The sequence below is a fragment of the Psychrobacter sp. Ps2 genome (assembly GCF_022129405.1).
Classification (GTDB): domain Bacteria; phylum Pseudomonadota; class Gammaproteobacteria; order Pseudomonadales; family Moraxellaceae; genus Psychrobacter.
In genome coordinates, this window is sequence record NZ_JADQAM010000061.1 from 87,830 (window position 1) to 111,946 (window position 24,117).

General features: G+C 44.0%; 18 protein-coding genes. 8 read left to right on the plus strand and 10 right to left on the minus strand.

Annotated features, from left to right (window positions below):
• Positions 1 to 40 precede the first annotated feature (40 nt).
• The 4 genes from I3254_RS12095 to I3254_RS12110 all read right to left on the minus strand — a co-directional run bounded on the left by I3254_RS12095 (position 41) and on the right by I3254_RS12110 (position 5,250).
• Positions 41 to 1,384 (minus strand): AarF/ABC1/UbiB kinase family protein, encoded by a 1,344-nt coding sequence (locus I3254_RS12095; protein WP_238053032.1) that lies wholly within the window; start codon positions 1,382 to 1,384, stop codon positions 41 to 43.
• 170 nt (positions 1,385 to 1,554) lie between these two features.
• Positions 1,555 to 2,364, minus strand: a complete 810-nt coding sequence (locus I3254_RS12100) for a HesA/MoeB/ThiF family protein (protein WP_238053033.1) — start codon at positions 2,362 to 2,364, stop codon at positions 1,555 to 1,557.
• A 41-nt stretch (positions 2,365 to 2,405) separates the two neighbouring features.
• Complete coding sequence (gene prmC, locus I3254_RS12105; RefSeq protein WP_238053034.1) at positions 2,406 to 3,278, minus strand: peptide chain release factor N(5)-glutamine methyltransferase; 873 nt, start codon at positions 3,276 to 3,278, stop codon at positions 2,406 to 2,408.
• A 55-nt stretch (positions 3,279 to 3,333) separates the two neighbouring features.
• Entirely contained in the window at positions 3,334 to 5,250 is a 1,917-nt protein-coding gene (locus I3254_RS12110; RefSeq protein ID WP_238053035.1) for an MFS transporter, read from the minus strand.
• Positions 5,251 to 6,033: 783 nt separating this feature from the next.
• Here I3254_RS12110 and katG point away from each other — a divergent pair.
• From katG to I3254_RS12135, 5 genes are all read left to right on the plus strand, one after another.
• Positions 6,034 to 8,217 (plus strand): catalase/peroxidase HPI, encoded by a 2,184-nt coding sequence (gene katG / locus I3254_RS12115; protein WP_238053306.1) that lies wholly within the window; start codon positions 6,034 to 6,036, stop codon positions 8,215 to 8,217.
• A gap of 382 nt (positions 8,218 to 8,599) precedes the next feature.
• The gene (locus I3254_RS12120) at positions 8,600 to 9,529 is read left to right on the plus strand and encodes a LysR substrate-binding domain-containing protein (protein WP_057759664.1); all 930 of its coding nucleotides are present in this window, start codon (positions 8,600 to 8,602) and stop codon (positions 9,527 to 9,529) included.
• A gap of 204 nt (positions 9,530 to 9,733) precedes the next feature.
• Complete coding sequence (locus I3254_RS12125; RefSeq protein WP_238053036.1) at positions 9,734 to 12,208, plus strand: membrane-bound PQQ-dependent dehydrogenase, glucose/quinate/shikimate family; 2,475 nt, start codon at positions 9,734 to 9,736, stop codon at positions 12,206 to 12,208.
• A 346-nt stretch (positions 12,209 to 12,554) separates the two neighbouring features.
• Positions 12,555 to 13,556, plus strand: coding sequence for an LLM class flavin-dependent oxidoreductase (locus tag I3254_RS12130; protein ID WP_102092171.1), 1,002 nt, complete (start codon positions 12,555 to 12,557; stop codon positions 13,554 to 13,556).
• Positions 13,557 to 13,604: 48 nt separating this feature from the next.
• Positions 13,605 to 13,769 carry a hypothetical protein gene (locus tag I3254_RS12135; RefSeq protein WP_156410686.1) on the plus strand — a complete coding sequence of 55 codons (165 nt, stop codon included), beginning with the start codon at positions 13,605 to 13,607 and terminating at the stop codon, positions 13,767 to 13,769.
• A 110-nt stretch (positions 13,770 to 13,879) separates the two neighbouring features.
• Here the strand turns inward: I3254_RS12135 and I3254_RS12140 are convergent, their stop codons facing one another.
• The 5 genes from I3254_RS12140 to ispF all read right to left on the minus strand — a co-directional run bounded on the left by I3254_RS12140 (position 13,880) and on the right by ispF (position 19,212).
• Complete coding sequence (locus tag I3254_RS12140) at positions 13,880 to 14,839, minus strand: AEC family transporter (RefSeq protein ID WP_238053037.1); 960 nt, start codon at positions 14,837 to 14,839, stop codon at positions 13,880 to 13,882.
• A gap of 239 nt (positions 14,840 to 15,078) precedes the next feature.
• Complete coding sequence (gene mnmG, locus I3254_RS12145; RefSeq protein ID WP_238053038.1) at positions 15,079 to 16,974, minus strand: tRNA uridine-5-carboxymethylaminomethyl(34) synthesis enzyme MnmG; 1,896 nt, start codon at positions 16,972 to 16,974, stop codon at positions 15,079 to 15,081.
• Positions 16,975 to 17,402: 428 nt separating this feature from the next.
• Complete coding sequence (locus tag I3254_RS12150; RefSeq protein WP_191115162.1) at positions 17,403 to 17,951, minus strand: hypothetical protein; 549 nt, start codon at positions 17,949 to 17,951, stop codon at positions 17,403 to 17,405.
• A 290-nt stretch (positions 17,952 to 18,241) separates the two neighbouring features.
• On the minus strand, positions 18,242 to 18,592 hold the full coding sequence (grxD, locus tag I3254_RS12155; protein ID WP_057759647.1) for a Grx4 family monothiol glutaredoxin: 351 nt from the start codon (positions 18,590 to 18,592) through the stop codon (positions 18,242 to 18,244).
• Positions 18,593 to 18,708: 116 nt separating this feature from the next.
• Complete coding sequence (gene ispF / locus I3254_RS12160; RefSeq protein ID WP_238053039.1) at positions 18,709 to 19,212, minus strand: 2-C-methyl-D-erythritol 2,4-cyclodiphosphate synthase; 504 nt, start codon at positions 19,210 to 19,212, stop codon at positions 18,709 to 18,711.
• Between the two features lie 260 nt (positions 19,213 to 19,472).
• On the opposite strand from ispF, the gene mnmA reads away from it, so the two are divergent.
• Complete coding sequence (mnmA, locus tag I3254_RS12165) at positions 19,473 to 20,699, plus strand: tRNA 2-thiouridine(34) synthase MnmA (protein ID WP_269117549.1); 1,227 nt, start codon at positions 19,473 to 19,475, stop codon at positions 20,697 to 20,699.
• A gap of 212 nt (positions 20,700 to 20,911) precedes the next feature.
• Positions 20,912 to 22,303, plus strand: a complete 1,392-nt coding sequence (purB, locus tag I3254_RS12170) for an adenylosuccinate lyase (protein WP_238053040.1) — start codon at positions 20,912 to 20,914, stop codon at positions 22,301 to 22,303.
• Positions 22,304 to 22,516: 213 nt separating this feature from the next.
• Here the strand turns inward: purB and I3254_RS12175 are convergent, their stop codons facing one another.
• A complete protein-coding gene (locus tag I3254_RS12175; RefSeq protein WP_057759633.1) occupies positions 22,517 to 22,702 on the minus strand; it encodes an NF038104 family lipoprotein in 186 nt (61 codons plus the stop codon).
• Between the two features lie 190 nt (positions 22,703 to 22,892).
• Here I3254_RS12175 and I3254_RS12180 point away from each other — a divergent pair, with 190 nt between their 5' ends.
• Positions 22,893 to 24,065 (plus strand): cupin domain-containing protein, encoded by a 1,173-nt coding sequence (locus I3254_RS12180; protein WP_238053041.1) that lies wholly within the window; start codon positions 22,893 to 22,895, stop codon positions 24,063 to 24,065.
• Positions 24,066 to 24,117 lie beyond the last annotated feature (52 nt).

Here is a 24,117-nt window from a genome sequence, read left to right on the forward strand (position 1 = left end):
TATTAGATATATTAGGCCAGCATAAAGTTATTAGCGAAAACTATGATACGTCTAACGCTGGTGTCTCTACTGTATCCTGCCCTAGCATTTGCACCCGCTGATCGCTAAACATATCCATATCTGGAGCTAGCGTACGCATAAACCGATCAAAATACAACATCTGTTTGGTCAATAGAGCGAAGTCTCGTGGGAAATGGATGCCATGACGTTTGCCAACCTCAACAATCTCAAGCATCATTTTATTAAGCTCATCGGCTTGTTCTTTACTATTGAAAGGTACACCGCTGGTAAAGGTTTTATCTTCTGCCATGATGGTTGTCATCATGCGTTGCAAGTCATTCCCTAATGCAGCCACATCGACTTTATTGCCACCATGTGTCATTTCCATATCAATCATATGGCGAGCCATGGCTTGATAGTCACTGTCTTGCATGGCTTGCATCATGCCCATACATGCACGCCAGCTCTCAGCTTTGAGCTTACCGACGATACCAAAATCCAAAAATCCAATACGGCCATCCGTCAATAGCATTAGATTGCCCGCATGCAGATCAGCATGGAAACTATTGCATAACATGAGACTGGCAAACCACGTGTTCAAAGTATCGGCCATAACTTGGGCAGGATCAGCACAGTACTGACGCATGAGCGATTCATCGACCATAGAGACGCCATATAGTCGGCTCATCGTTAGCACACGCTTGGTCGTCAGCTCTTCATAGACAGTTGGTGCAACGACACGAGTATTACCTGATACCGCTAAGAACTGCTGAAAATCGCGAATATTCTGTGCTTCAGCGATAAAGTCCGTCTCGGCAAGCATACGCAGGCGAATCTCATCGATAATCGGCGCAATACTCGCAAATTTCATCGATGGCATTAGTATTTCGAGTAGCTTAGTTACGCCATGTAATACGCCCAAGTCGGTCTGCATAATGGTCTCGACCCCAGGCTTTTGTACCTTTAGCACCACTTCATCACCATTGTGCAACCGTGCTGCATGCACTTGAGCGATAGAGGCGGATGCTAGCGGCTCTGAGTCAATATGCGCAAACGTATCATCAAGCGTCATACCATCAATCGCCAGCTCCTCTCTTAGCACTTGCTCGATATAAACATAAGACAATGGCGTGGTCTGATCCAAGCAGCTCTGGAAAGCCTTAACATAATCACGTGGAAACAATGACGGTGTACTAGCGATAAATTGACCGATTTTGATATAGGTCGTACCTAACTGCTCAAAGGTTTCTTTGAGCAGCATCGCGTCAGGTTTCTCACCTTTTGCCACTCTTAGCGCAGACAGACCTGCTACGCTCGCTGTTTGGCGGACACGGTTCATGACATTAAAAGTATGCTTTAATAAATGCGGACGATGAATTTTCATAAAAAACAACTATGGTAATAAGAGGGATGTTTGAAGATAGGCAATACAATATAAAAATGCGTTAAAATCAGATTATTCAGTTATAGTCGGTTCAATATAATTTGGATACAAGGAAGGCGAGTGAAAGTACTACAAGTCGTAGACTAAGCAAGCCTGACACCGTATCCAATTTATAGAGGATTGACTATAGGACTGCTACAGACTGGACACTGTGGGTCTTTTCGATAGCCCATTAGCCGCTGCTGCATCTGACTACCATCCCATATGAGCAGCTTGTTTGTCAGTAGATTTTTGGTTAATCCTAAATATTGCAGTGCAGTATTGGCTTGCAAATTGCCCATGACGGCAGTGGTACTGGCTAGCACACCAGAGTTGGCACACGTACGTTCGTCAGCGGCTTCGTCGAGCACTACGGAGCCGAACACGCAGTGATAACAACCAGTATCGAGCTGAGGTTCGAACAGTGCTAACTGCCCTTGCATCGCAATTGCTGAGGCAGATAACAAGGGAATCTGGTAGCGTACACTAATACGATTGATGATGTCGCGCGTGGCAAAATTATCCGTACAGTCTAAGAGTAAGTCAGGCTTGCTTGATGCCATATCGAGCAATTCATAAGCGTTGTATTCGTCTAATCGTGCGACTGTGCCGCGAGCCTTTATCAAAGGATTGATGCGCGCTAACATGTGCACTGCGGTCAGTGCTTTAGACTGACCAATATCTTCTGGCAAAAACAGCGTTTGCCGTTGTAGATTACTCGCCTCAATCTCGTCATCATCAATCAGATGGACATAACCTATCCCAGCACGCACTAATGTCTCAGAAGCAGGACAACCAAGGCCGCCTGCCCCTATTATGACCACACGTGCTGTCTTTAATCGCAGCTGAGCGTCCATATCCCAACCGTCTAATAAAACTTGCCGAGCATAACGGAGCAGCTCATCATCCGATAGCTGTACCATCTCTTCTACCATATTCATCTACAACCTATAATCAAAGAAATCTACTACCAAAAAACTATCTATTGGACTTGCCCTAGCGTGACGCGATCATTACCACTGTAGTCTTTTACGGTATGTACTGACTCAAAACCACTATTCAAAAACAACTTGCGAACAGCATCCCCTTGATCATAGCCATGTTCGATAGCCAATAACCCACCTGTACAGAGATATGTCGTTGCTTGCTGGACGATATGCTCGATATCAGCCAAGCCCTGATTGGGTGCACTCAAGGCGCTGATCGGTTCAGCTGTTAGACCTGCCAAATGCTCGTCTGTCTCGTCAATATACGGAGGGTTTGACACAATCACGTCAAACTGCGGCTCATCGTTAGTAGGTAACGCTTGATACCAACTGCTTTGGACAAACTCAACATTGGCAACATTATTGCTCACGGCATTGTGCTGAGCAACTTCAAGCGCCTCTGACGATAAATCGACTGCCACGACTTGCCAGTTAGCGTGCTTTAACTCATAGGCAAGACTGATAGCGATACAACCTGACCCTGTCCCCAAATCTAACAATCGCTTATTATTGAGTTGCACTGGCTGAACGTTTATCCAGTTTAATACCTGCTCGACCAGTACTTCGGTATCGGGTCTAGGAATCAAAGTATGCTCGTTCACTCTAAAGTTAAGCGACCAAAACTCCTGCTGTCCGGTTAGGTACGCAAGCGGTATCCCTTGCTGCATTTTTACCACACCATCGTTGAAACGTGCGACCTCACTATCAGTTAGCTGATAATCTTCATCAGTCATCAGTACTATCGCAGGCTTGTCAATGACATACAACAACCAATCCGTTAGCCAAAATGACGGTAGCTGATTAGCTGTATCACCATTCGTCAGTTGTCCAATTTGTTGCTTTATTTGACGAATGGTTGATACGGTCATAAATAGCTCTTAAAAAAACAATGAGTGAATGTATAAAGGTAAAATACTACTTAGCCTACTCTGATGCGCGCGGTGGCTCTTTGGTATCGGTCAGGTTAGGATTGGTTTTGCTTAGCTTGTCACCTACCCCATTGCCGCCGCTGCTATCATTATTGTCATCGCCGTAAATATCATCGTTATCGCCAATGACAATATGTCTATCGACAAAGTAAATCAGTGCCAGAATTGGAATACCGATAGCAAAGGTAAAGATAAAGAAAAATGGATAACCCATATTATCGACGATAGCACCAGAATAGCCACCCATCACTTTTGGTATCAGGGTCATCAGTGAGGAAAAAATCGCATACTGTACCGCGGTAAAGCGAATCGAGGTTAGTGCTGATAAGAAAGCGATAAATACAGCGCTCGCAAGGCCCGCAGCCAAGTTATCAAATATCACTGCCATATACATGATCGGCAGGCTACCTGGGTTGTATGTCAATACCACAAACAACAGGTTGGTCGCACACGCTAAAATCGCACCAATCATCATGGCATGCATGATACGGAAACGCTGAGCCAAAATCCCGCCCAAGAAGCCACCTGCAATTGCCATAATCACACCGACCAGTTTGACGGCATTGGCGATATCTGTTTTGCTAAAGCCCATGTCTTGATAAAAGACGTTGGAGATCACACCTGCGACGATATCTGAGATACGGTATAGACCAATCAAGGCTAAGAGTAGCAAGGCTTTTTTGCCATAACGTCGGAAAAAATCTAAAACAGGCTCGATCCATGTTGCCATGGCCACTTCTTTTTTTACCAGTCCTACTTGTACCAGGGCATAACCTGCTGCCATCGCCGCGCCCAGGCTTACTAATAAGTGCAAGGTTTCTACAAAGAAGCTAGAAAACGCGCCTTCGAACTCCGGTAAGACTTGTCCCATCAATATGTAAGCAGCGATAAAAGCAATCACTGAAAATACAAACAACGCTACCAGTCTGACGTAGTCTTCACGAGTTTCAGCGACTAGCGGGGCTTTGTTAATGATTTTTGGTTGATTAATAATAAAGTACAGTAATAACAATGGCGCGCACGCGACCAATGCTAGAAAGTAAAATTTAATCGCTGGCATTACCATTAGTGGTATCAAGGCCACTGTGCTATCAAATACTGTATTGATCAAAATATTAATCAGGTAAATAACACCAAACAGCAGACCTGGGATAAGCAGTAACGCAGAATAAATCAGGAATACTTTTAAGTTACCCTTCTGCTTTTTACTTTGCAGGGTCTCAGCGGTTGGCTCATAACTGGCAAACGTCGTTAATACCCCTAACGTCATGACCCCTGCCATGATGTAATAGGTATTGCGCCACGCTTCATAACTATAAAACGTCTCATTTGAGCCGAAATAATCAGCCAAATATAACGCGCCTGCCCCTGCGACAATCATACCGATACGGTAGCCTGACACATAGATAGAGGACAGAATAGACTGCATAGACGGCGGTGCAAGCTCAATACGGTACGCATCAATCACGATATCTTGCGTCGCAGAAGAGAACCCAAGCAGAACCGCTGCGCCTGCCATATAAACCAAGACATCTTCGCTAACAGGATTTACCCTTGCCATCAAAAAGATCGCCAGCACGATAAGCAGCTGTGAGACCACCATCCAACTACGACGACGCCCTAGCCACTTGGTCAAAAACGGCACAGGGAGCGCATCAATCAATGGCGCCCAAATAAATTTGAACGAATACCCCAGTGCTGCCCAGCTGAACATAGTGACGACACTACGATCTATGCCTGCTTCTCTCAGCCATAGCGACAGACTTGAGAAAATCAGCAGAATAGGTATACCCGCTGAAAACCCCAAGAAGAGCATAATAATGACACGAGGATCGAGATAAGCTTTTGTAGCCTCGCCCCATGACTTTTTGGCAATTGGTTGATTGGGCAGTACAGATTTGACAGCAGACATAATAACTCACCAACAATTCAGACAAAGAACACAACCGCGCACAATTTTTATCAATCTTTAGAATCAGTTATCGACAAAAGGATCGATAAAAATTGCTCTACGTTGCACCAATATTATGATTACAACAAAATCCAGTTATGGTACTTGAGAACCTTTATCTTGACTAGATGTTTTTGCATTAACTTAGCGATTGCAGGCCATGTACAATCGCTTATATTTCTTAATCGTAACGCAAAAAACCGCAGTGTTTTACCAAGGTTATCTTAGCTCTCTTTTTTATTGCTAATTTCTATTTTGAAGGATGTCTGACAATGACATTATTTATAGGTAATATAAAGGTAGTAGTAAAACTGACGCAGGCTTGATTGGTTAGGTGCACTCTATTGGTTTACTCTTAACTGGCGATGATAAGCAAGGGCGTTAATAATGATTGAGATAAACAAAACATCAAGCTCTTTATGATTGGTAATTTAAAACTTATAATTCTTATATATTAGTTTTATAAATCCACTCAGCTTAGTTATGCTTTGTACATAAACAACGACTACCGAGATTCACGGTTTGTTCTTTCGATTATCATAGCCTAGGAGTTATACCATGTCCGACTCAACCAATAACACCACCGACAAAAACACTGCCCCAGATGCTGCTCGTTGTCCTGTAGATCACGAAAGCAACAATAATAATGCGCCTACTAACACAACCTATGATCAGGGTGATGGTCAAGGCCCAACGATCCATAGCGAAAACGTTGATAACTCGCATGAGCCTCAGCGTCCTAGCATGGGTGGCTGCCCTGTTATGCATCAGGCACATACTACCACTGCTTCTGCTGCGACAGATTGGTGGCCAAACGCACTAAACTTAGACATATTGCATCAGCAAGACAAAAAGACTGACCCAATGGGTGAAGACTTTGACTATGCTGAAGCTTTTAAACAGCTAGATCTAGAAGCGGTCAAGACTGACTTAAAAAACCTAATGACTGAGTCGCAAGAATGGTGGCCAGCTGACTGGGGACACTATGGTGGTTTGATGATTCGTATGGCATGGCATTCAGCTGGTACGTATCGTCGTTCTGATGGTCGCGGCGGTTCTAATACTGGCAACCAACGCTTTGCACCATTGAACAGCTGGCCAGATAACGTCAACCTTGATAAAGCCCGTCGTCTATTGTGGCCAATCAAGAAAAAATACGGCAATAAATTGTCTTGGGCTGATTTGATGATTTTGGCAGGTAACATGGCTTATGAGTCTATGGGTTTTAAAACTCTAGGTTTTGCTGGTGGTCGTGCTGATATCTGGCATCCAGAAAAAGATATCTATTGGGGTTCTGAGCGCGAATGGCTAGCTGCTACCAAAAACCGTTACGACAGTGATGAAGAGCGCGAATCATTAGAAAATCCTTTAGCTGCTGTGCAAATGGGTTTGATCTATGTCAACCCAGAAGGTGTTGATGGCAATCCTGACCCAATCAAAACCGCACAAGACATCCGTACTACGTTTGGTCGTATGTCGATGAATGACGAAGAGACCGTTGCTCTAACCGCTGGTGGTCACACGGTTGGTAAGTGTCACGGTAATGGTGATGCGACGATACTAGAAGATGAACCAGAAGCCGCTGACATCAAAGAGCAAGGCCTAGGCTGGCGCAACCCTAATGGCACGGGTAATGCAGGTGATACCGTCTCAAGTGGCATCGAGGGCGCATGGACCACAAATCCAACTGAATGGAACTATGAGTACTTTGACCTACTGCTCAATCATGAGTGGGCACTGACCAAAAGCCCAGCAGGTGCATGGCAATGGGAGCCCGTCAATATTAAGGAAGAAGATCGTCCTTTAGATGCGCATGACCCAAGTGTACGCCGTAACCCAATCATGACTGATGCTGATATGGCGATGATTAAAGATCCTATTTATCGTGAAATTTCAGAGAATTTCCACAACAACCCAGAGTACTTTGATGAAGTATTCGCTAGAGCGTGGTTCAAACTGACTCACCGTGATTTGGGACCGAAGTCTCGTTACTTAGGTGCCAACGTACCGAGCGAAGACTTTGTATGGCAAGACCCTATTCCTACAGGTAATACGGACTTGACTGCTGATGATATTGCAACGCTAAAAGCACAGATTTTAGACAGTGACATTAGTCGTCGTGAGTTGATCATTACAGCATGGGACAGCGCTCGTACCTTCCGCGCTTCCGACTATCGCGGCGGTGCCAACGGTGCACGTATCCGTTTAGCTCCACAAAAAGGCTGGGCAGGCAATGAGCCAGAACAATTACAGCGTGTACTTGAGACATTGACAAGCATTCAGTCTGGCTTTGAGAAAGACGTTAGCTTAGCAGATCTCATTGTGTTGGCTGGTAACGCTGCGATTGAACAAGCAGCAAACGATGCAGGCGTAGATATTACTGTACCGTTTAATCCAGGTCGCGGTGATGCTGACGCTGAAATGACTGACGCTGAATCTTTCGCTGATTTAGAGCCGCTACATGATGGTTATCGTAACTGGATTCAGGGCGACTATGCGGTATCACCAGAAGAGATGCTACTTGATCGTACGCAGCTAATGGGATTGACAGCACCTGAGATGGTCGTATTGCTTGGTGGTATGCGAGTGCTTGATACCAACCACGGTCAGAGCCAACATGGCGTTTTTACGGAACGTGCTGGCGTGCTTACCAACGACTTCTTTGTCAATTTAACAGACATGAACTACACATGGCACCCTGTAAACGCAGCCGACAATACTGCTAATAGCTACGAAGTACGTGAGCGAGGTACAGGAAACGTCAAATGGCAAGCAAGCCGTGTAGACTTGGTATTTGGCTCTAACTCTATATTACGTGCTTATGCTGAGCTATACGCGCAAGATGACAACTTAGAGAAATTCATTCGTGACTTCGTCCGTGCTTGGAACAAGGTTATGAATGCAGATCGCTTTGATCTTGCAAAATAAACTAAGTTTGAAGTTGGTCAGTATCAACTAATTACCAGTAGTAAATATTAATAGTAATAAATAATTTTATAACTGACAAACAGCTATCTTTTAGAAGGTAGCTGTTTTTTTATGCTCAATAATGACCGTTCTTTATGAATTGTTAGATCAAGTTACCTCACTGAATAAAGAAGCATTCACTGACTAAGCAGCGTTTACTGAACAAATAATTTTTTAGCATTGCAAAATACAAACTCTATATTAATAATTATCATAAATTGATAGCTATTTATTATATACAAGAATAATAGCTTTGTTTTACACTACTTTATTACTGTATGTTCAGACATTTTTACTTTCATATACAGACGAGGTTTGTATATTTATACAATAGGATTAAGTTATGGCAATCGACGTAGTGGTCAACCAACGGCATTTGCAGATTCAGCTCAAACAGCTAGAAACAGTATGGCATACGGTGATTAACGGTTATAACTTAAGCCAAGCGGCGACCGTGCTACATACCAGTCAATCAAGCTTATCAAAGCATATTGCTGCACTAGAAAACCAGTTAAAGACGGAAGTATTCGTGCGCCAAGGCAAACGCCTGACGGGACTGACCACTATGGGCACAGCGCTCATGCCGCATATCGAGTCTATCTTTGCTGAAATTCGTACCATTGAAAACCTAAGTTTAGACTTTAATAATCCTAATATCGGTACGTTGACGATTGCCACCACCCACACTCAAGCGCGTTATGTACTGCCGCAAGTGGTTAAAGAATTCAAAGATCGTTTCCCAAAAGTAAATTTGATTTTACAACAGGCAGATCCTGAGACCATCGCTCAGATGGTCATCCGTGGTCAAGCCGATATCGGTATTGCCACTGAGTCCTTGCTGCATAATAATTATCTTAGATGCTATCGTTACTATGACTGGACGCATCGCGTTATCGTACCAAGTGATCACGAACTGGCTAGTCAAGAGTCTATTGATCTGCCCACGCTTGCCAGCTATCCGATTGTGACTTATCACGGTGGTTTTACAGGACGCGGCGCGATTGACAAGACATTTGATGAAGCAGGGTTAGAGCCGGATATCGTATTAGCGGCGCTCGATGCCGATGTGATCAGCACCTATGTCGGTCTAGGCCTAGGTATTGGTATCATCGCAGAAATGGCATTTGAGCCAAGCCATTATCAAAACCTAACGGCCATCCCCGTCGATCATTTTGGTCGCTTTACCAGTTGGATGGCGGTACGTGATGACGCAGAAATCCGTCAATATGGACGTGCGTTCATGGAGCTATGCCAAAAGCAATTTGCAAATTAATGAGCATTTGTTAAATAAAGTATCTCAGACTTGCTCACCCTTACTAGACTGAGCTGTGGATGATAAAATAGATTCTAGAACGTTATTCAATGTTTCTTTTATATATTATTCACACTTGTATTGATATTTGGTCGAATGAAATTGATTTGCGACTAAATATCAATACATATTAACTTGCTCTTTTGTAAACAGGTGATACCGCTCATGGAAAAATTCGTAGCGATCATTATGGCAATTTTTGCCGCCCCTCTACTCATTGGCGGCGCTTATTTATTGTCCTTAGGCGGTAGTCCTTACTACCTCATTGCTGGCGTCATTATACTAACGACAGCTTTTTTATTGTTCAAAAAACACTGGAGTGCTTACGGGTTATATGCGCTATTTATCGTAGCGACCATGGCTTGGGCACTTTGGGAATCTGGGTTCTATTGGTGGGCGCTAGCACCTCGAGTTGGCTTCCCGCTTATATTTGGTTTGCTCATGCTATTGCCATGGGTATCCAACAAAATGCGTGGGCCTAAAACTCAAGTAGCTTCAAATAGCACACCAACTATAAACAACGTTAAGAAAAGCCCTCTGTATTATTGGGGACTGCTCGTAAGCGTAATCGTAGGTGCACTACTCTCTTTTGGTAGTCTAGCTAATAATGCCACTGACAAACTCGGTGAGCTTAACTTGACTGCTGCAAATGATGACGAGCAAAACGTCAGCTCAGATGAGACCTCAGCCAACCTTGGTGACCCGTTATCAAATGGTCAGCAAACGCCAGATGGCGAATGGAGCGCGTATGGTCGTACTGATTATGGTCAGCGCTACTCACCTCTAGATAAAATCAATACCGATAACGTCAAAGATTTAGAACTGGCATGGCAAATCCAAACAGGTGATGTCAAAGGTCCTAACGATGTCGGTGAGACCACTTATCAGGCAACACCATTAAAGATTGGCAACGGTTTATACTTATGTACCCCTCACAACTGGGTACTAGCGCTAGATGCCGACTCTGGTGAGACGCTATGGAAGTTTGATCCTCAAGTAGAGGAAAACTTACAACGCCAGCACCAAACCTGTCGCGGCGTATCTTATTATGCTGGTCAAGCAACCAGTCCTGTGCAAGTACAAAAAATTGCTGGTAATACCTTTGAAAACGCATCTAAGCAATGTGATGCCAAGATATTTATCCCAACGTCTGATGCGAAACTATATGCACTCGATCCAAATACTGGGCAACGCTGCCAAGACTTTGGTGATGATGGTGCATTAGACTTGATGCATAACATGCCGTTCAATCAAGCAGGTTACTATTATTCTACGTCACCACCAGTCATCGCCGGTGATACCATTATCGTCGCTGGTGCTGTCAATGACAACTATGATGTCAACTCGCCTTCTGGTGTAATCCGTGCGTATGATGTCAATACCGGTGAGCTTCTTTGGAACTGGGACTCAGGTGATCCTGATAATACAGCGCCTTTTGATGTCAATGATCCAACTCAAACTTACAAGACCAGCTCACCAAATTCATGGTCAGTCGCTACTGCCGATGAAGAGCTTGGATTAGCGTACTTCCCCATGGGTAACCGTACACCTGATCAGCTAGGAAACTACCGAAATGCCGCTGAAGAAAAGTATGCAACGTCTGTTGTCGCTCTAGATATCGAGACTGGTGAAGCACGCTGGGTTCAGCAGTTTGTCCATCATGACCTTTGGGACATGGACACGCCTGCGCAGCCAACCTTACTTGATCTAGATACGGCCGATGGTGTACAGCCTGCGCTAGTTGTACCAACCAAACAAGGTGATGTATACGTCTTGAACCGCGCAACGGGTGAGCCTATTGTACCGATTAAAGAACGTCCTGCACCGCAAGGCTATCTCATAGCGGGAGAGCACGCAGCGCCAACTCAGCCTTATTCTGGCTTGAGCTTTGAGCCTGAACCACTGACTGAAAAAGACATGTGGGGTGCCAGTCTCGTCGATCAAATGATGTGCCGTATTGAGTTCAATCAGCTCAACTATGATGGTCGCTATACCCCGCCATCAACAAATGGTAGCTTGGTCTATCCTGGTAACTTTGGTACCTTTAATTGGGGCGGTATTGCAGTCGATCCTGAGAATGGCGTGATGTTTGGTATGCCGACTTACTTGGCATTTACCTCAAAACTCATTCCTAGAGACACGTTGGGCGATGCAGAAACCAATAAAGGCGAGCAAGGCGTCAATGCAAATGAAGGTGCAGATTATGCAGTAGAATTGGGGCCCTTCTTGTCACCATTAGGCGTACCTTGTCAGCAGCCACCATGGGGCACAATCGCTGGTGCTGACCTAGCCACAGGTGATATCGCTTATCAGCGCAAAAATGGTACGGTACAAGACTTGTCTCCTATTCCTATCAAACTGGAACTGGGCGTACCTGGCATCGGTGGACCTATCATCACTAAAGGCGGCGTCGCATTCTTGTCAGCGGCGACAGAAAACAACTTCCGAGCTTATGACTTAAAAAATGGCGACGTGCTATGGAATGTTCGTATTCCAGCAGGTGGTCAAGCCACGCCAATGACTTACTTGAACTCTAAAGGTGAGCAAATGGTCGTATTGGTCGCAGGTGGTCATGGTTCAGTTGGCACAACCATTGGTGATTATGTCTTAGCTTACAAGCTTGGTGACCAAGATAAATAATGTTGCATTGGTTCTTAAGATAGTGATTATTTAATTTATCATTATCTTATAATCGACCAATTAGAGAAGCAGGTAACCTAGGTTGCCTGCTTTTTTTAATGCCATCTTTTTTTAATGCCATAGTGTAATGCTGCTAAATCCTTTTATTACCTTACTTATGGTTTATTTATCGCTTATTTTGACCAACGACAACCTTTATAAATACACCTTAATAATTGTTAAGCGAGCTTAACAACAGAGTTAACTGGCTTTGTTATGATTCATTAACAGTGACTAGCGGCACTTGAAACTACCACTGTCTATAAGCATATCAGTAGAAAATAATTTACACACTACTGGAACATTTATGAGTAATAAAATCCCTTTATCTTTTTTAGATCTTGCGCCTGTACCTCAAGGCAAAACCATCGCTGAAGGCATCGCCCAAACAGTGGAAACCGCGCAGCAAGCAGAAAAATCAGGCTTAAACCGCTACTGGATGGCAGAGCATCACAATATGCCGGGCATCGCCAGTGCAGCCACCTCAGTACTACTATCGCATATCGGTAGTAAAACCGACCGTATCCGTATTGGTGCTGGCGGCGTTATGCTACCGAACCATGCCCCTCTCGTGATTGCTGAGCAGTTTGGTACTTTGCAGGCATTATATGGTGACCGTGTGGACCTAGGCCTAGGCCGTGCACCTGGTACTGATGGTGCGACGTTTCAGGCACTTCGTCGACAAATGAAAGATGCCGAACGCTTTCCACAAGATGTGCAAGAGCTGATGTATTTCTTAGGTAATGATACAGATGGCAGCCCTGTACAGGCATTCCCTGGCGCAAAATCAGGCATACCGATTTGGATATTAGGCTCTTCTCTATTTGGTGCGACTTTGGCTGCACATTTAGGACTACCTTATGTGTTTGCCTCTCACTTCGCCCCGCAAATGCTTGGGCAAGCAATTGAGGCTTACCGTGAACAGTTTAAACCGTCTGTCTATCTAGATAAGCCTTATGTGATGCTAGCTGCAAACTTATTGCTGGCTGATGATGATGCGACCGCCGAGTATCATTTTACTTCAGCACAGCAGAGTTTTGTACGTCTGCGTCGTGGCGAAACAGGTCAAATGCCTAAGCCTACCCACGATATGGACAGTATCTGGAGTCAAGCAGAGAAAATGATGGTAGACAATGCATTGTCAGTATCATTCATTGGCTCTGTCGACACGGTCAAACCAAGACTCGCTGCGTTTTTGGCAACCTATCAGCCAGATGAGCTGATTGTGACGGCCAATATATATGACCAAGCTGCCCGTATCCGTTCACTTGAACTTACACCGGAGCTAAACTTATTTACTTTACAATGAAATGAGACACTTGCATAATTATTGATGAACCTTAACTGGATTTTTGACATGGAAGCAACTCCCATTATCGGTGCATCGCTCATGATTGGCTCGTCGATATTTATGTATATCGTCGCCTTTCTTGCAGTTATGGCTATCGGTGGTTATTTAACCTATCGTACTAGTCCAAAGCGCAAGCAGCGCCGTGAAGACAAGCGTAATAGCGAACGCTAGATTAATACCAGAAGCCCTCTTTTCTTATTTGAAAAGAGGGCTTTTTTAATGCTGTTAAAATTAGATAAGGCGAAAGTACTTACTTATTTAAAGATAGTATAAAATCTGTATTACATTAATCCAAGGGCACGTAACGTCGCTGCCCCAATCGCCATACCAAACATGCCGACAACAGTGGTAAATGCCAAAATATTAGCCGCCAATACATCATTACCACCCATTGCTTTTGCCATGACATAGCTGGCTGCAGCTGTTGGTGATGCGACCATCAAAAACAACACCCCCATATGCACACCTGACAACCCAAACCCGAGCCCAACAGCGATCGCAATCAATGGTGCAATGATAATCCGACCAATACTTGCCTGCATGGATAAGCCCGAAGGGTGCAACATAGACTTTAGGTTAATACTAGCACCCGCACAGATCAGGGCTAACGGCAGAGCCACCGCTGCTAATAAGTCGCCAGTCGTATGAATTACCCCAGTAAGCGGTGGTAACGGCAATGCTTTGTAGACGAATGCCCCAACCAATGCCAAAATTAGAGGATTGGTTAGCAATTTTTTTACGATCATCGTACCGCGACTAATCCATGTGTCATCTACACTTTTGGATACGCGGCTCAAGGTAATGACTGCCAAGATATTAAACAGTATCGTTACCACGCCCATATAGACAGCACCGATACTTAACCCTTGTGCGCCGTAAGCGTTGGCCACGGTTGCAAGGCCAATGATGGCCATGTTGCTACGGAATACGCCTTGTACAAACACACCTTGGTCTTCAGGACGCTTGACGAAGCGTTTGGCATAAAACTCTGCGCCAATAAATAATATAAACGTCACCAAGATACCAACAAGAATAAGCGTAATTTGCTTACCATAATCGACGTCGCTATCTACCACGCTAAAAAACAATAAACACGGCAAGCAATAATTAAAGACAAAACTTGATGCCTGATCGATAAAAGTTTGGCTTGCCTCACCGCGTCGTTGCATAAAAAAACCCAACCACATTAAGGCAAGGTTGGGTAAGACAATGGTAATAGCAAAAACAATAGCATCAATCATAAGTAGACTCAGTTCGGTGACAAGCCCATGAATATATGGACATCAGCGAGACAAATTAACAAGTAATAAGAAAATTTACTGACCTAGTATAGAGACAAAGTAGTAAGTAGGACAAGGTTACATGTGACTTTCTTTTAAAACTAACGGTTTTTTTTGACAAACAAAAGCCCGTAACGAAATGTCGTTACGGGCTTTTTAACTATAAGTACTTTATTATAAAAGGCTTTATTGCATGCCTATTATGAATCCAATGCCGCTTTTGCTTTTTTATGCTTTTTAACCGTCATCGCCAACAATTGAATAGCAGCAGGGGTTACACCGCTTACGCGTCCAGCTTGGGCTAGCGTCGCAGGACGAACTTGCGTAAGTTTCTGTACAATCTCGTTTGATAGCCCTGATACCACACTATAATCAAAATCTAGCGGTAGCGCCGTGTTTTCTAAGCGCTTCATTTGGTCGATATCTTCTTGTTGACGGTCGATATAGCCAGCATATTTAACAGAAATCTCTATCTGCTCGCCCACTTGTGCATCAACGGTTGAGTCCGTGATAGCTGCGATATCAGCAAAATGTATTTGCGGACGCTTTAGCAAATCAAAGGCAGTCGACTCTTTAGACAGCACTTCACCTGTTTGTTCGGTCACTTGCTTACCTAATACATTAGCAGGCGTGGCCCACATATCTTTTAGACGTGAGGTTTCTGTGGCGATGGCTTCCATTTTCTCTTGATAAGCTTGCCAGCGTACATCGTCTACTAGACCCAGCTTACGACCAGTCTCAGTCAAACGCTGATCAGCATTGTCTTCACGTAACAGCAAGCGATATTCTGCGCGGCTTGTAAACATACGATACGGCTCGGTAGTACCGTGAGTAATCAAGTCATCGACAAGTACACCGAGATACGCTTCATCGCGGCGCGGTGTCCATGTGTCAAATTCGCTATTGTTGGTAGTGACCAATGCCGCATTGGTACCTGCAAGCAAGCCTTGTACACCCGCTTCTTCATAGCCTGTCGTACCATTAATCTGACCCGCAAAGTACAGACGATCAATAGACTTAGTCTCTAGCGTTGGCTTTAGGTTTTGTGGATCAAAGTAATCATACTCAATCGCATAACCTGGACGAGTAATATGGGCGTTTTCTAAGCCTTTCATACTATGAATAAAGTCTAACTGTACATCGAATGGCAAACTGGTTGAGATACCATTCGGATATAGCTCATGTGTGGTCAGACCTTCTGGCTCGATGAAAATCTGATGGCTGTCTTTATCCGCAAAGCGATGAATCTTATCTTCGATAGATGGGCAATAACGCGGGCCTACGCCTTCGATTTTGCCAGAGAACATTGGTGAACGGTCAAGGTTTTCACGAATAATGTCATGAGTACGCGCATTGGTATGGGTTATATAACAATTGACCTGCTCAGGATGCATAGAGACGTCACCCATATAGCTCATCACTGGCAACGGCGTATCACCCGGCTGTACAGTCATCACGCTGAAATCAACACTACGCGCATCGATACGTGCCGGCGTACCTGTCTTCAGACGACCAACTGGCAGTTTAAGCTCACGTAAACGATCTGCCAATTTGATAGAAGGCTGATCCCCTGCGCGGCCACCATTTGAGTTCTCTAAACCGATATGGATAACGCCGCCCAAGAAAGTTCCTGAGGTCAGTACCACTGTTTCGGTCTTAAAGACAATACCTGTAGAAGTAACTACTGCCGTTGCACGACCATTCTCTACCAAGATATCATCAGCAGCTTGCTGGAATATATCTAGGTTTGGCTGGTTTTCTAACGTATGGCGGATAGCCGCTTTATACAAGATACGGTCTGCTTGCGCACGCGTGGCACGAACGGCAGCCCCTTTACGGCTGTTTAGTACGCGAAACTGGATACCCGCTTTGTCCGTTGCCAGCGCCATTGCACCGCCTAGCGCATCAATCTCACGTACCAGATGCGATTTACCGATACCACCAATCGCAGGGTTACAACTCATCTGCCCGAGCGTCTCAATATTATGCGTCAACAATAAGGTCTGTGCGCCCATACGTGCAGCTGCCAGAGCAGCTTCTGTACCAGCATGACCACCGCCGATCACTATCACGTCGTAATGTTTTGGGTATTGCATGTGTGCCTCACTTGACTCATAACGCTGCTGATTGCCATATCCTATATTCAAATAAGAAAACAATCAGCAAATAAACGTCAGTCGAATTTATAAGAAGATAACGACTCAGATAAGTCGTTCATAATTGGTTAGGGCGGGTTCTTATTTTGAAAATGGTGATAAGAATGAGGTAAATTGCAGCCAAACAAGGAAAATAGCGCAGATAATATCAGGATACTAACCAGCTATTTGACATAGTTTGGCAATATTTAACCATTTTTAGCCCATTCAGATGCTTTTGTTCAGATTAAGGACACGCCCTGAATAACCCATAATTATAACAATTTTTTGATACTTAAAAAACGTTAGAACAAAAACTATTAAATTTAAGCAAAAAGTTCTCTACTCTGGTGACTGTCTTGTTAGTTGTTGACTTACTAATTACTGTTTTAATCATCATTTTGGTTATTATTGCCAGGGCTAAGCGGTACGATCTGATCTGATTGCCCACTAGACAGCATATGATGACTACCATACCCTTCTGGATTGATCTGTAGATAGGCGTTCATTTGACCAATCGCTTCACCATCATCACTGGCCAAAATCTGCTCTTTGATAAGCTCAACTGGCGGTAATGGTAAGTTTTTGAGCAATGCCAAGCGTTGATGGTTATCACCCTTGTTGACTACCAACTCGATAAGCTGACGGGCATCAATAGGCAAATCTGGCGTGTTCTGTGCTAAAAGTGCCAAATGATAAGCGCCTGCAGGGTCTTGGTCTACAACGATGCGCTGCTCAATCGCAACATATGTCGCTTCAGTTGCACCGCCCGCCACACTCAGCTGATGAATACATTTAAGGGCTGAGTATGACTCATTATTAGCAATCTCAATAATACGTGTCGATTCATTTTTTAAACGTTCACGGCGTTTTTCAATCGCTGCCTGCTCAGCTGCTTCTCTTTGCTCGTTTAACTGTTCGCTGGTTTGGTTATTCATAAAGCTCTCTTACTCATCTAATAATTATTATTTATATCGCTGGTATCTTGGACACTATATGGGGGTAAATCCCATAAAAACAACGAAGCCTAATGACATAGGCGCGTGAAAATACTAATGGGGACAAGAATAGATACGCTACTAACGACAATAATAGCGACAATAATAGCGACAATAATAGCGACAATAAAAAACCCAAATAGCCATTAAATGACTACTTGGGTTTGCTGTGCTCGTATCTTACAAAGGCTAATTGGACATTAAAGACATCCAATTAACACTTTTAAGTATTAAGCAGCAGGGCTGTTTGCTTCAACCAATGGCTTTAGCTCGCCTGATTGATACATTTGTAAGATGATGTCTGATCCACCCATCAACTCACCATCAATCCACAATTGCGGGAACGTTGGCCAATTCGCGATTTTTGGCAACGTTGCACGGATTTCTGGGTTTTCTAAAATGTTTACAAACGCAAATGGACGACCAATCTGAGTCAACACTTCAATAGAGCGCGCTGAAAAGCCACACTGTGGAAATTGCGGTGTGCCTTTCATGTAGATAATGACTTTATTGTCACGGATTTGATCACGGATCAATTGTTCAACGTCGTTTGCAGCAGTGTTTGGGGTTTGCTCACTCATAAAAGCTCCTATTGATAAAGCGGTTCATTAAAATGATTATTTATATAAAATAATTGTATAAAGACGTGGCTGATACATGGGGCGACTGCCGCTGTATTACAAGCACGAATTTCTATCTATATAGGTTCGATAGCATTAGGGACTAATAATACCACGGCATTGGCCATGATGCCCTCTTGACGACCCGTAAATCCCAATTTTTCAGTCGTGGTGGCTTTTACACTGATATTGCTAATATCTGTTTGTAAGTCGCTAGCGATATTAGCGCGCATGGCTGGATTATGCAGCGCTAACTTTGGACGTTCACACATCACCGTAATATCAGCATTACCTAGGCTGTAACCAGCCTCTTGCACTTTACTATAAACATAACGCAGCAGTACTCGTGAATCCAATCCAGCATGTGCCGCATCGGTATCGGGAAAATGCTGCCCGATATCGCCAAGTGCTAAAGCACCAAGAAGCGCATCAGCAAGTGCGTGCAAGACCACATCACCATCAGAGTGTGCCAGCAAACTGTGAGTATGCTCAATAGGTACGCCTGCTAGAATGACATATTGCTGCTGCTGACCATTATTATGAAAAGCATGAACATCGATACCTTGACCAATTTTTATCATTATTATTCCAAGATGAGTTAAAGGTGATTAAAATAATTCAAAACCACTATCTGAATTTTCAAAGTGATTTTACTAGTAGCCAGACACCATCGGTCGCCACCAGTTTCAATTAACTGGTATAATATGACGTTTATTTTATCATAATACCAGATCCAAAAGACAAGCTGACGTTGCTGTGCTGAGACTACGTATTGTAGTGATTGCATAACGCTTGGCGTCGGCATGTACTTTGGATAACGTATAAATAGTTGAGCCGTTTTATGTCAGCCATACAAAATACCTCAAGCACAACCGTTTCTGAGTCTTTTAATGCTCATCGCCCTTTAACACTTGCTGATGTCGAAAACCCTAGCACCAAGCATGTAATCGTCGGTATGTCAGGTGGGGTCGATTCTTCTGTATCAGCCGTATTACTTCAACAGGCAGGCTTCAAGGTCGAAGGCTTGTTTATGAAGAACTGGGAAGAAGATGACGGCACCGAATACTGTACGGCGATGGATGATCTAGCAGACGCGCAAGCCGTATGTGACAAAATCGGTATGAAGCTGCACACGGCCAACTTTGCTATGGAATACTGGGATCGCGTATTCGAGCACTTTTTGGCAGAATATAAAGCAGGACGCACCCCAAACCCTGATATCTTGTGCAATAAAGAAATTAAGTTTAAGGCGTTTTTGGACTATGCGTTGACCCTTGGGGCAGATTATATCGCTACAGGTCACTATACGCGCCGCAGTGTGAACTATACCAATGCCGAAGGTGATGAGGTTGCACAGCTCTTACGCGGTCTTGATAATAATAAAGACCAAAGCTATTTCTTGCATGCGGTTGGCGGTGACAAAATCGCCAAAACGCTATTTCCCGTTGGTGAGCTTGAAAAGCCAGTGGTACGTCAAATTGCTGAAAATCATGACCTAGCGACGGCTAAAAAGAAAGACTCTACAGGCATTTGCTTTATTGGTGAGCGCCGTTTTAAAGACTTCTTACAGCAATATTTGCCTGCCCAAAAAGGCGAGATACTTACTGATGATAATAAAGTCATCGGTACTCATGATGGCCTCATGTATTACACATTGGGTCAACGCGGCGGCATCGGCATTGGCGGCGTTAAAGACCGTCCGGAAGAACCATGGTTTGTATTGGCAAAAGACTTAGAGAAAAACCGTTTAATCGTCGGTCAAGGCCATGAACATCCCATGCTAATGAGCAACGAGCTAAAAGCCTATAAGCTCGATTGGATTGACGGTCTACCGCCTGCGGATGTGTTTAGCAACGAAGGTCTAGCCTGTATGGAAAAGTCTCGCTATCGCCAGCCAGACCAAGCGTGTCGCGTATTTGCGACCAATGGTGATGGCAGCGAAGTGCGCGTGGTATTTGATGAGCCACAGCGCGCCGTCACCCCTGGTCAGTCAGCGGTATTTTATATTGATGAAGTATGTCTGGGCGGCGGAGTGATTGAATCTATTGATGCACCTTGCGGATTTTAATTAATTCCTAAGATCCAACTTAAAGCAGAGAGGTTGATGCAGTGAATAGATTGATTTTAACGAGGATCAACATCGCTTTATTTGCATAGACCGCTTTTTTAATATCATATTTCTGCTATATTACGCGCAACGATTTCGACGTCGTTTATTATATGGTAATTTTTTATCCAGACTCTTGCAGTTTTTTATTTCATAACTACTGAGGCATAACCATGACCCCACTTACCGCTCTCTCTCCAATTGATGGTCGTTACGCATCAAAGGCTGACAGCTTACGTCCTTATTTATCTGAATTTGGTCTAATCAAAGCTCGCGTTACGGTAGAGATTCGCTGGTTGCAGTCTTTAGCTGACAACAGCGCAATTGGTGAATTAGCAGCATTTGATGACCAGACCAACGCTTTTTTGAATGCAATCGTTGATGATTTTAGCGAAGCAGATGCTCAAGCTATCAAAGACATCGAAGCGACGACCAATCATGATGTAAAAGCGGTTGAGTACTTTATCAAAGACAAGTTCCGTGGTCAGGATGCCTTAATCGATTCACTTGAATTCATTCACTTTGCCTGTACCAGTGAAGACATCAATAACCTATCGTATGCATTGATGCTAAAAGACAGCCGTGAGCTCGTCGTTGCCAAAATGCAGCAAGTGACTGATAGTATCGTTGACTTATCTATTGCTCATGCTGACCAACCAATGCTATCACGTACGCATGGTCAGACAGCCAGTCCAACAACGCTTGGTAAAGAGATGGCAAACGTGGCCTATCGCCTAGCTCGTCAAATCAAGCAAATCGGTCAAGTAGAGTTGTTAGGTAAGATTAACGGCGCCGTTGGTAACTACAATGCCCATTTTTCAGCATACCCTGATGTTGACTGGCAGACTCACGCTGAATCATTCATCAATCAGCGTTTAGAGTTAACGTTTAACCCTTATACGACTCAGATTGAGCCGCACGACTATATCGCTGAATTGTTTGATGCCGTTAAACGCTTCAATACAATCTTGATCGATTTCAACCGTGACATCTGGCAATATATTAGCTTAGGCTATTTTAAACAGCGCCTAAAAGACGGTGAAGTTGGCTCTTCTACTATGCCGCATAAAGTTAATCCAATTGACTTTGAAAACTCTGAAGGTAACTTAGGCGTTGCCAATGCGATGCTGGCCCATTTGGGTGAGAAGTTACCAATTTCACGTATGCAGCGTGACCTATCGGACTCAACAGTGTTGCGTAATATCGGTGTTGGCCTAGCACAGAGCATGATTGCGTTTGACGCTTGCTTAAAAGGCGTGGGTAAACTTGAGCTAAATGCACAGCGTTTAAATGATGATTTGAATCAAGCACAAGAAGTGTTGGCAGAACCGATTCAAACGGTCATGCGTCGCTACCGTGTTGAAAACCCGTATGAAAAGCTAAAAGCCTTGACTCGTGGTAATGCCATGACTCGTGAAGCCATGCTAACGTTTGTCGAAAGTGATGAGCTATCAGCAGTTAGTGATGTGGACAAAGAACGTCTACGTGCATTGACGCCTGCTACTTATATCGGTAATGCCGCTGAGCAAGCACGCGCTATTAAAGAATGGATTGCCAAGCTTTAATAACTAATAAGAGCATACTGATAATAAGATCGGACTAGAAAGGTAGGAGCGCCTAGTATTATTTACTCGCTCCTATCTTGATAGTAATTTTATCTTATTCACTTATTATCTTAATAGCTATTATCTGAATAAACAGTAACCTTACTTTGAACGCTATGATTGGTTTTGATTCGATTGCTTTTGATTCAAAACCCATAGTTGATAAGTAAGGTTTTATTTTTTATCATCATCGTCATCACTGTCGCCCGGTATGATGGCTTTACCCACAGCAACGGTTCCTTTGACCACGCCTTTGGTAGTTTTATAAGCGATTTTTGCGGGTACTGTGACGATTTTATGGACACAGGCTTGTAGCAAAAACACGCTAGCGATAATGACAACAAAATGCAGCTTTTTCATAACGTTCCTACGATTGAGTGGATGCTCTGATGACAGCTATTATTTTGATAATCGTTATTGTTTATATGTACTATATAAACGTCACCAAAATAATAGACATCAAATAGATGACAATCTTAAACTATTAAAACCTTCCTATAAAGCATCCCTTATTATTAATCTTGTACACCGCCAAAATATGGATTTATCAATGACTTCTATTCCTCTTTGTTTACCCGACTCTATCACGCCTAAGCAATTCCTGACTGAATACTGGCAAAAGAAGCCACTGCTTATTAAGCAAGGGTTGCCGCAGCTAGTTGATATGTTTGAGCCAGATGACATGATTGGTCTTGCACTTGAAGAAGATGCTAGCGCAAGACTGCTGACTCAAGCAGCCAGTAAAAAAGAAGGTCAGGCACAGTGGCAACTTAAAAAAAGCCCACTGAATGAGACTGATTTTGAAAACTTGCCAGAGCAATGGACTGTATTGGTACAAAATCTTGAGCAATGGTCGCCAGAGCTTGGTCAGTTGTGGCAAGCATTTGACTTTATTCCGCAATGGCAGCGCGATGACATCATGGTCTCTTACGCGCCAGCAGGTGGTTCGGTCGGTAAGCATTATGACGACTACGATGTGTTTTTGGCACAAGGCTATGGCTCTAGACGTTGGCAGTTGGGCAAATTCTGTGATGACCAGACAGAGTTTGTTGCTGATGAGCCTTTACGCTTGTTCGACGACATGGGCGAGCTTATTTTTAATGAAATACTAGAAGCGGGTGATGTGCTTTATGTACCGCCTAAATTATCACATTTCGGTGTGGCACAAGATGACTGTTTGACTTTCTCGTTTGGTTGCCGCCGTCCAAACCTGATGCAAATCATCGATAGCGTGGCCGATATCGCAACCAATGACAGCAAGTTATTTATCCCGATGCTACTATCGCAAGCGCTACAAGCGTCAGGTGAATTGCAAGCAGATAGCATTGCCGCTATCAAGGCGCAATTGCTAGAAATGCTACAATCTGATCGCGGTGATGATATGATTCGCCAAGCAGTCTTGGAGGTGGTTAGTAAACGCCAATATGATGCGCTGATGCCAGAAGAGACGTTAGATACCGATGAGCTAATACAGGCCCTATCAGAAGGGGCCACATTGCAGGCGGACTATAGCAACCGCCTACTCTATAGCCAGACCGGTGATGGCACCGTGCTGTATGCTAATGGTCAACGTATCGATGGGCTTGATAAAGCGGCGATAGCAGTATTGGTACGCTTGGCCAATGGTGAAGCATTACAGCATAACGATGTCGCAGAAGTTGACGCAGATGATTTGAGCGAATGGCTAGAGAACGGTTGGGTATGGGTTGATATTGCTGAATAACATCCTGTCATCAGGCTCCAATTAAGTGGCATAAACAAAAAACCGCTATCTG

Bases quoted from the DNA above. Each gene is read 5' to 3' on its own strand.
- I3254_RS12095 (WP_238053032.1), bottom strand. From the start codon at position 1,384: ATGAAAATTCATCGTCCGCATTTATTAAAGCATACTTTTAATGTCATG.
- I3254_RS12100 (WP_238053033.1), bottom strand. From the start codon at position 2,364: ATGAATATGGTAGAAGAGATGGTACAGCTATCGGATGATGAGCTGCTC.
- prmC (WP_238053034.1), bottom strand. From the start codon at position 3,278: ATGACCGTATCAACCATTCGTCAAATAAAGCAACAAATTGGACAACTG.
- I3254_RS12110 (WP_238053035.1), bottom strand. From the start codon at position 5,250: ATGTCTGCTGTCAAATCTGTACTGCCCAATCAACCAATTGCCAAAAAG.
- katG (WP_238053306.1), top strand. From the start codon at position 6,034: ATGGGTGGCTGCCCTGTTATGCATCAGGCACATACTACCACTGCTTCT.
- I3254_RS12120 (WP_057759664.1), top strand. From the start codon at position 8,600: ATGGCAATCGACGTAGTGGTCAACCAACGGCATTTGCAGATTCAGCTC.
- I3254_RS12125 (WP_238053036.1), top strand. From the start codon at position 9,734: ATGGAAAAATTCGTAGCGATCATTATGGCAATTTTTGCCGCCCCTCTA.
- I3254_RS12130 (WP_102092171.1), top strand. From the start codon at position 12,555: ATGAGTAATAAAATCCCTTTATCTTTTTTAGATCTTGCGCCTGTACCT.
- I3254_RS12135 (WP_156410686.1), top strand. From the start codon at position 13,605: ATGGAAGCAACTCCCATTATCGGTGCATCGCTCATGATTGGCTCGTCG.
- I3254_RS12140 (WP_238053037.1), bottom strand. From the start codon at position 14,839: ATGATTGATGCTATTGTTTTTGCTATTACCATTGTCTTACCCAACCTT.
- mnmG (WP_238053038.1), bottom strand. From the start codon at position 16,974: ATGCAATACCCAAAACATTACGACGTGATAGTGATCGGCGGTGGTCAT.
- I3254_RS12150 (WP_191115162.1), bottom strand. From the start codon at position 17,951: ATGAATAACCAAACCAGCGAACAGTTAAACGAGCAAAGAGAAGCAGCT.
- grxD (WP_057759647.1), bottom strand. From the start codon at position 18,592: ATGAGTGAGCAAACCCCAAACACTGCTGCAAACGACGTTGAACAATTG.
- ispF (WP_238053039.1), bottom strand. From the start codon at position 19,212: ATGATAAAAATTGGTCAAGGTATCGATGTTCATGCTTTTCATAATAAT.
- mnmA (WP_269117549.1), top strand. From the start codon at position 19,473: ATGTCAGCCATACAAAATACCTCAAGCACAACCGTTTCTGAGTCTTTT.
- purB (WP_238053040.1), top strand. From the start codon at position 20,912: ATGACCCCACTTACCGCTCTCTCTCCAATTGATGGTCGTTACGCATCA.
- I3254_RS12175 (WP_057759633.1), bottom strand. From the start codon at position 22,702: ATGAAAAAGCTGCATTTTGTTGTCATTATCGCTAGCGTGTTTTTGCTA.
- I3254_RS12180 (WP_238053041.1), top strand. From the start codon at position 22,893: ATGACTTCTATTCCTCTTTGTTTACCCGACTCTATCACGCCTAAGCAA.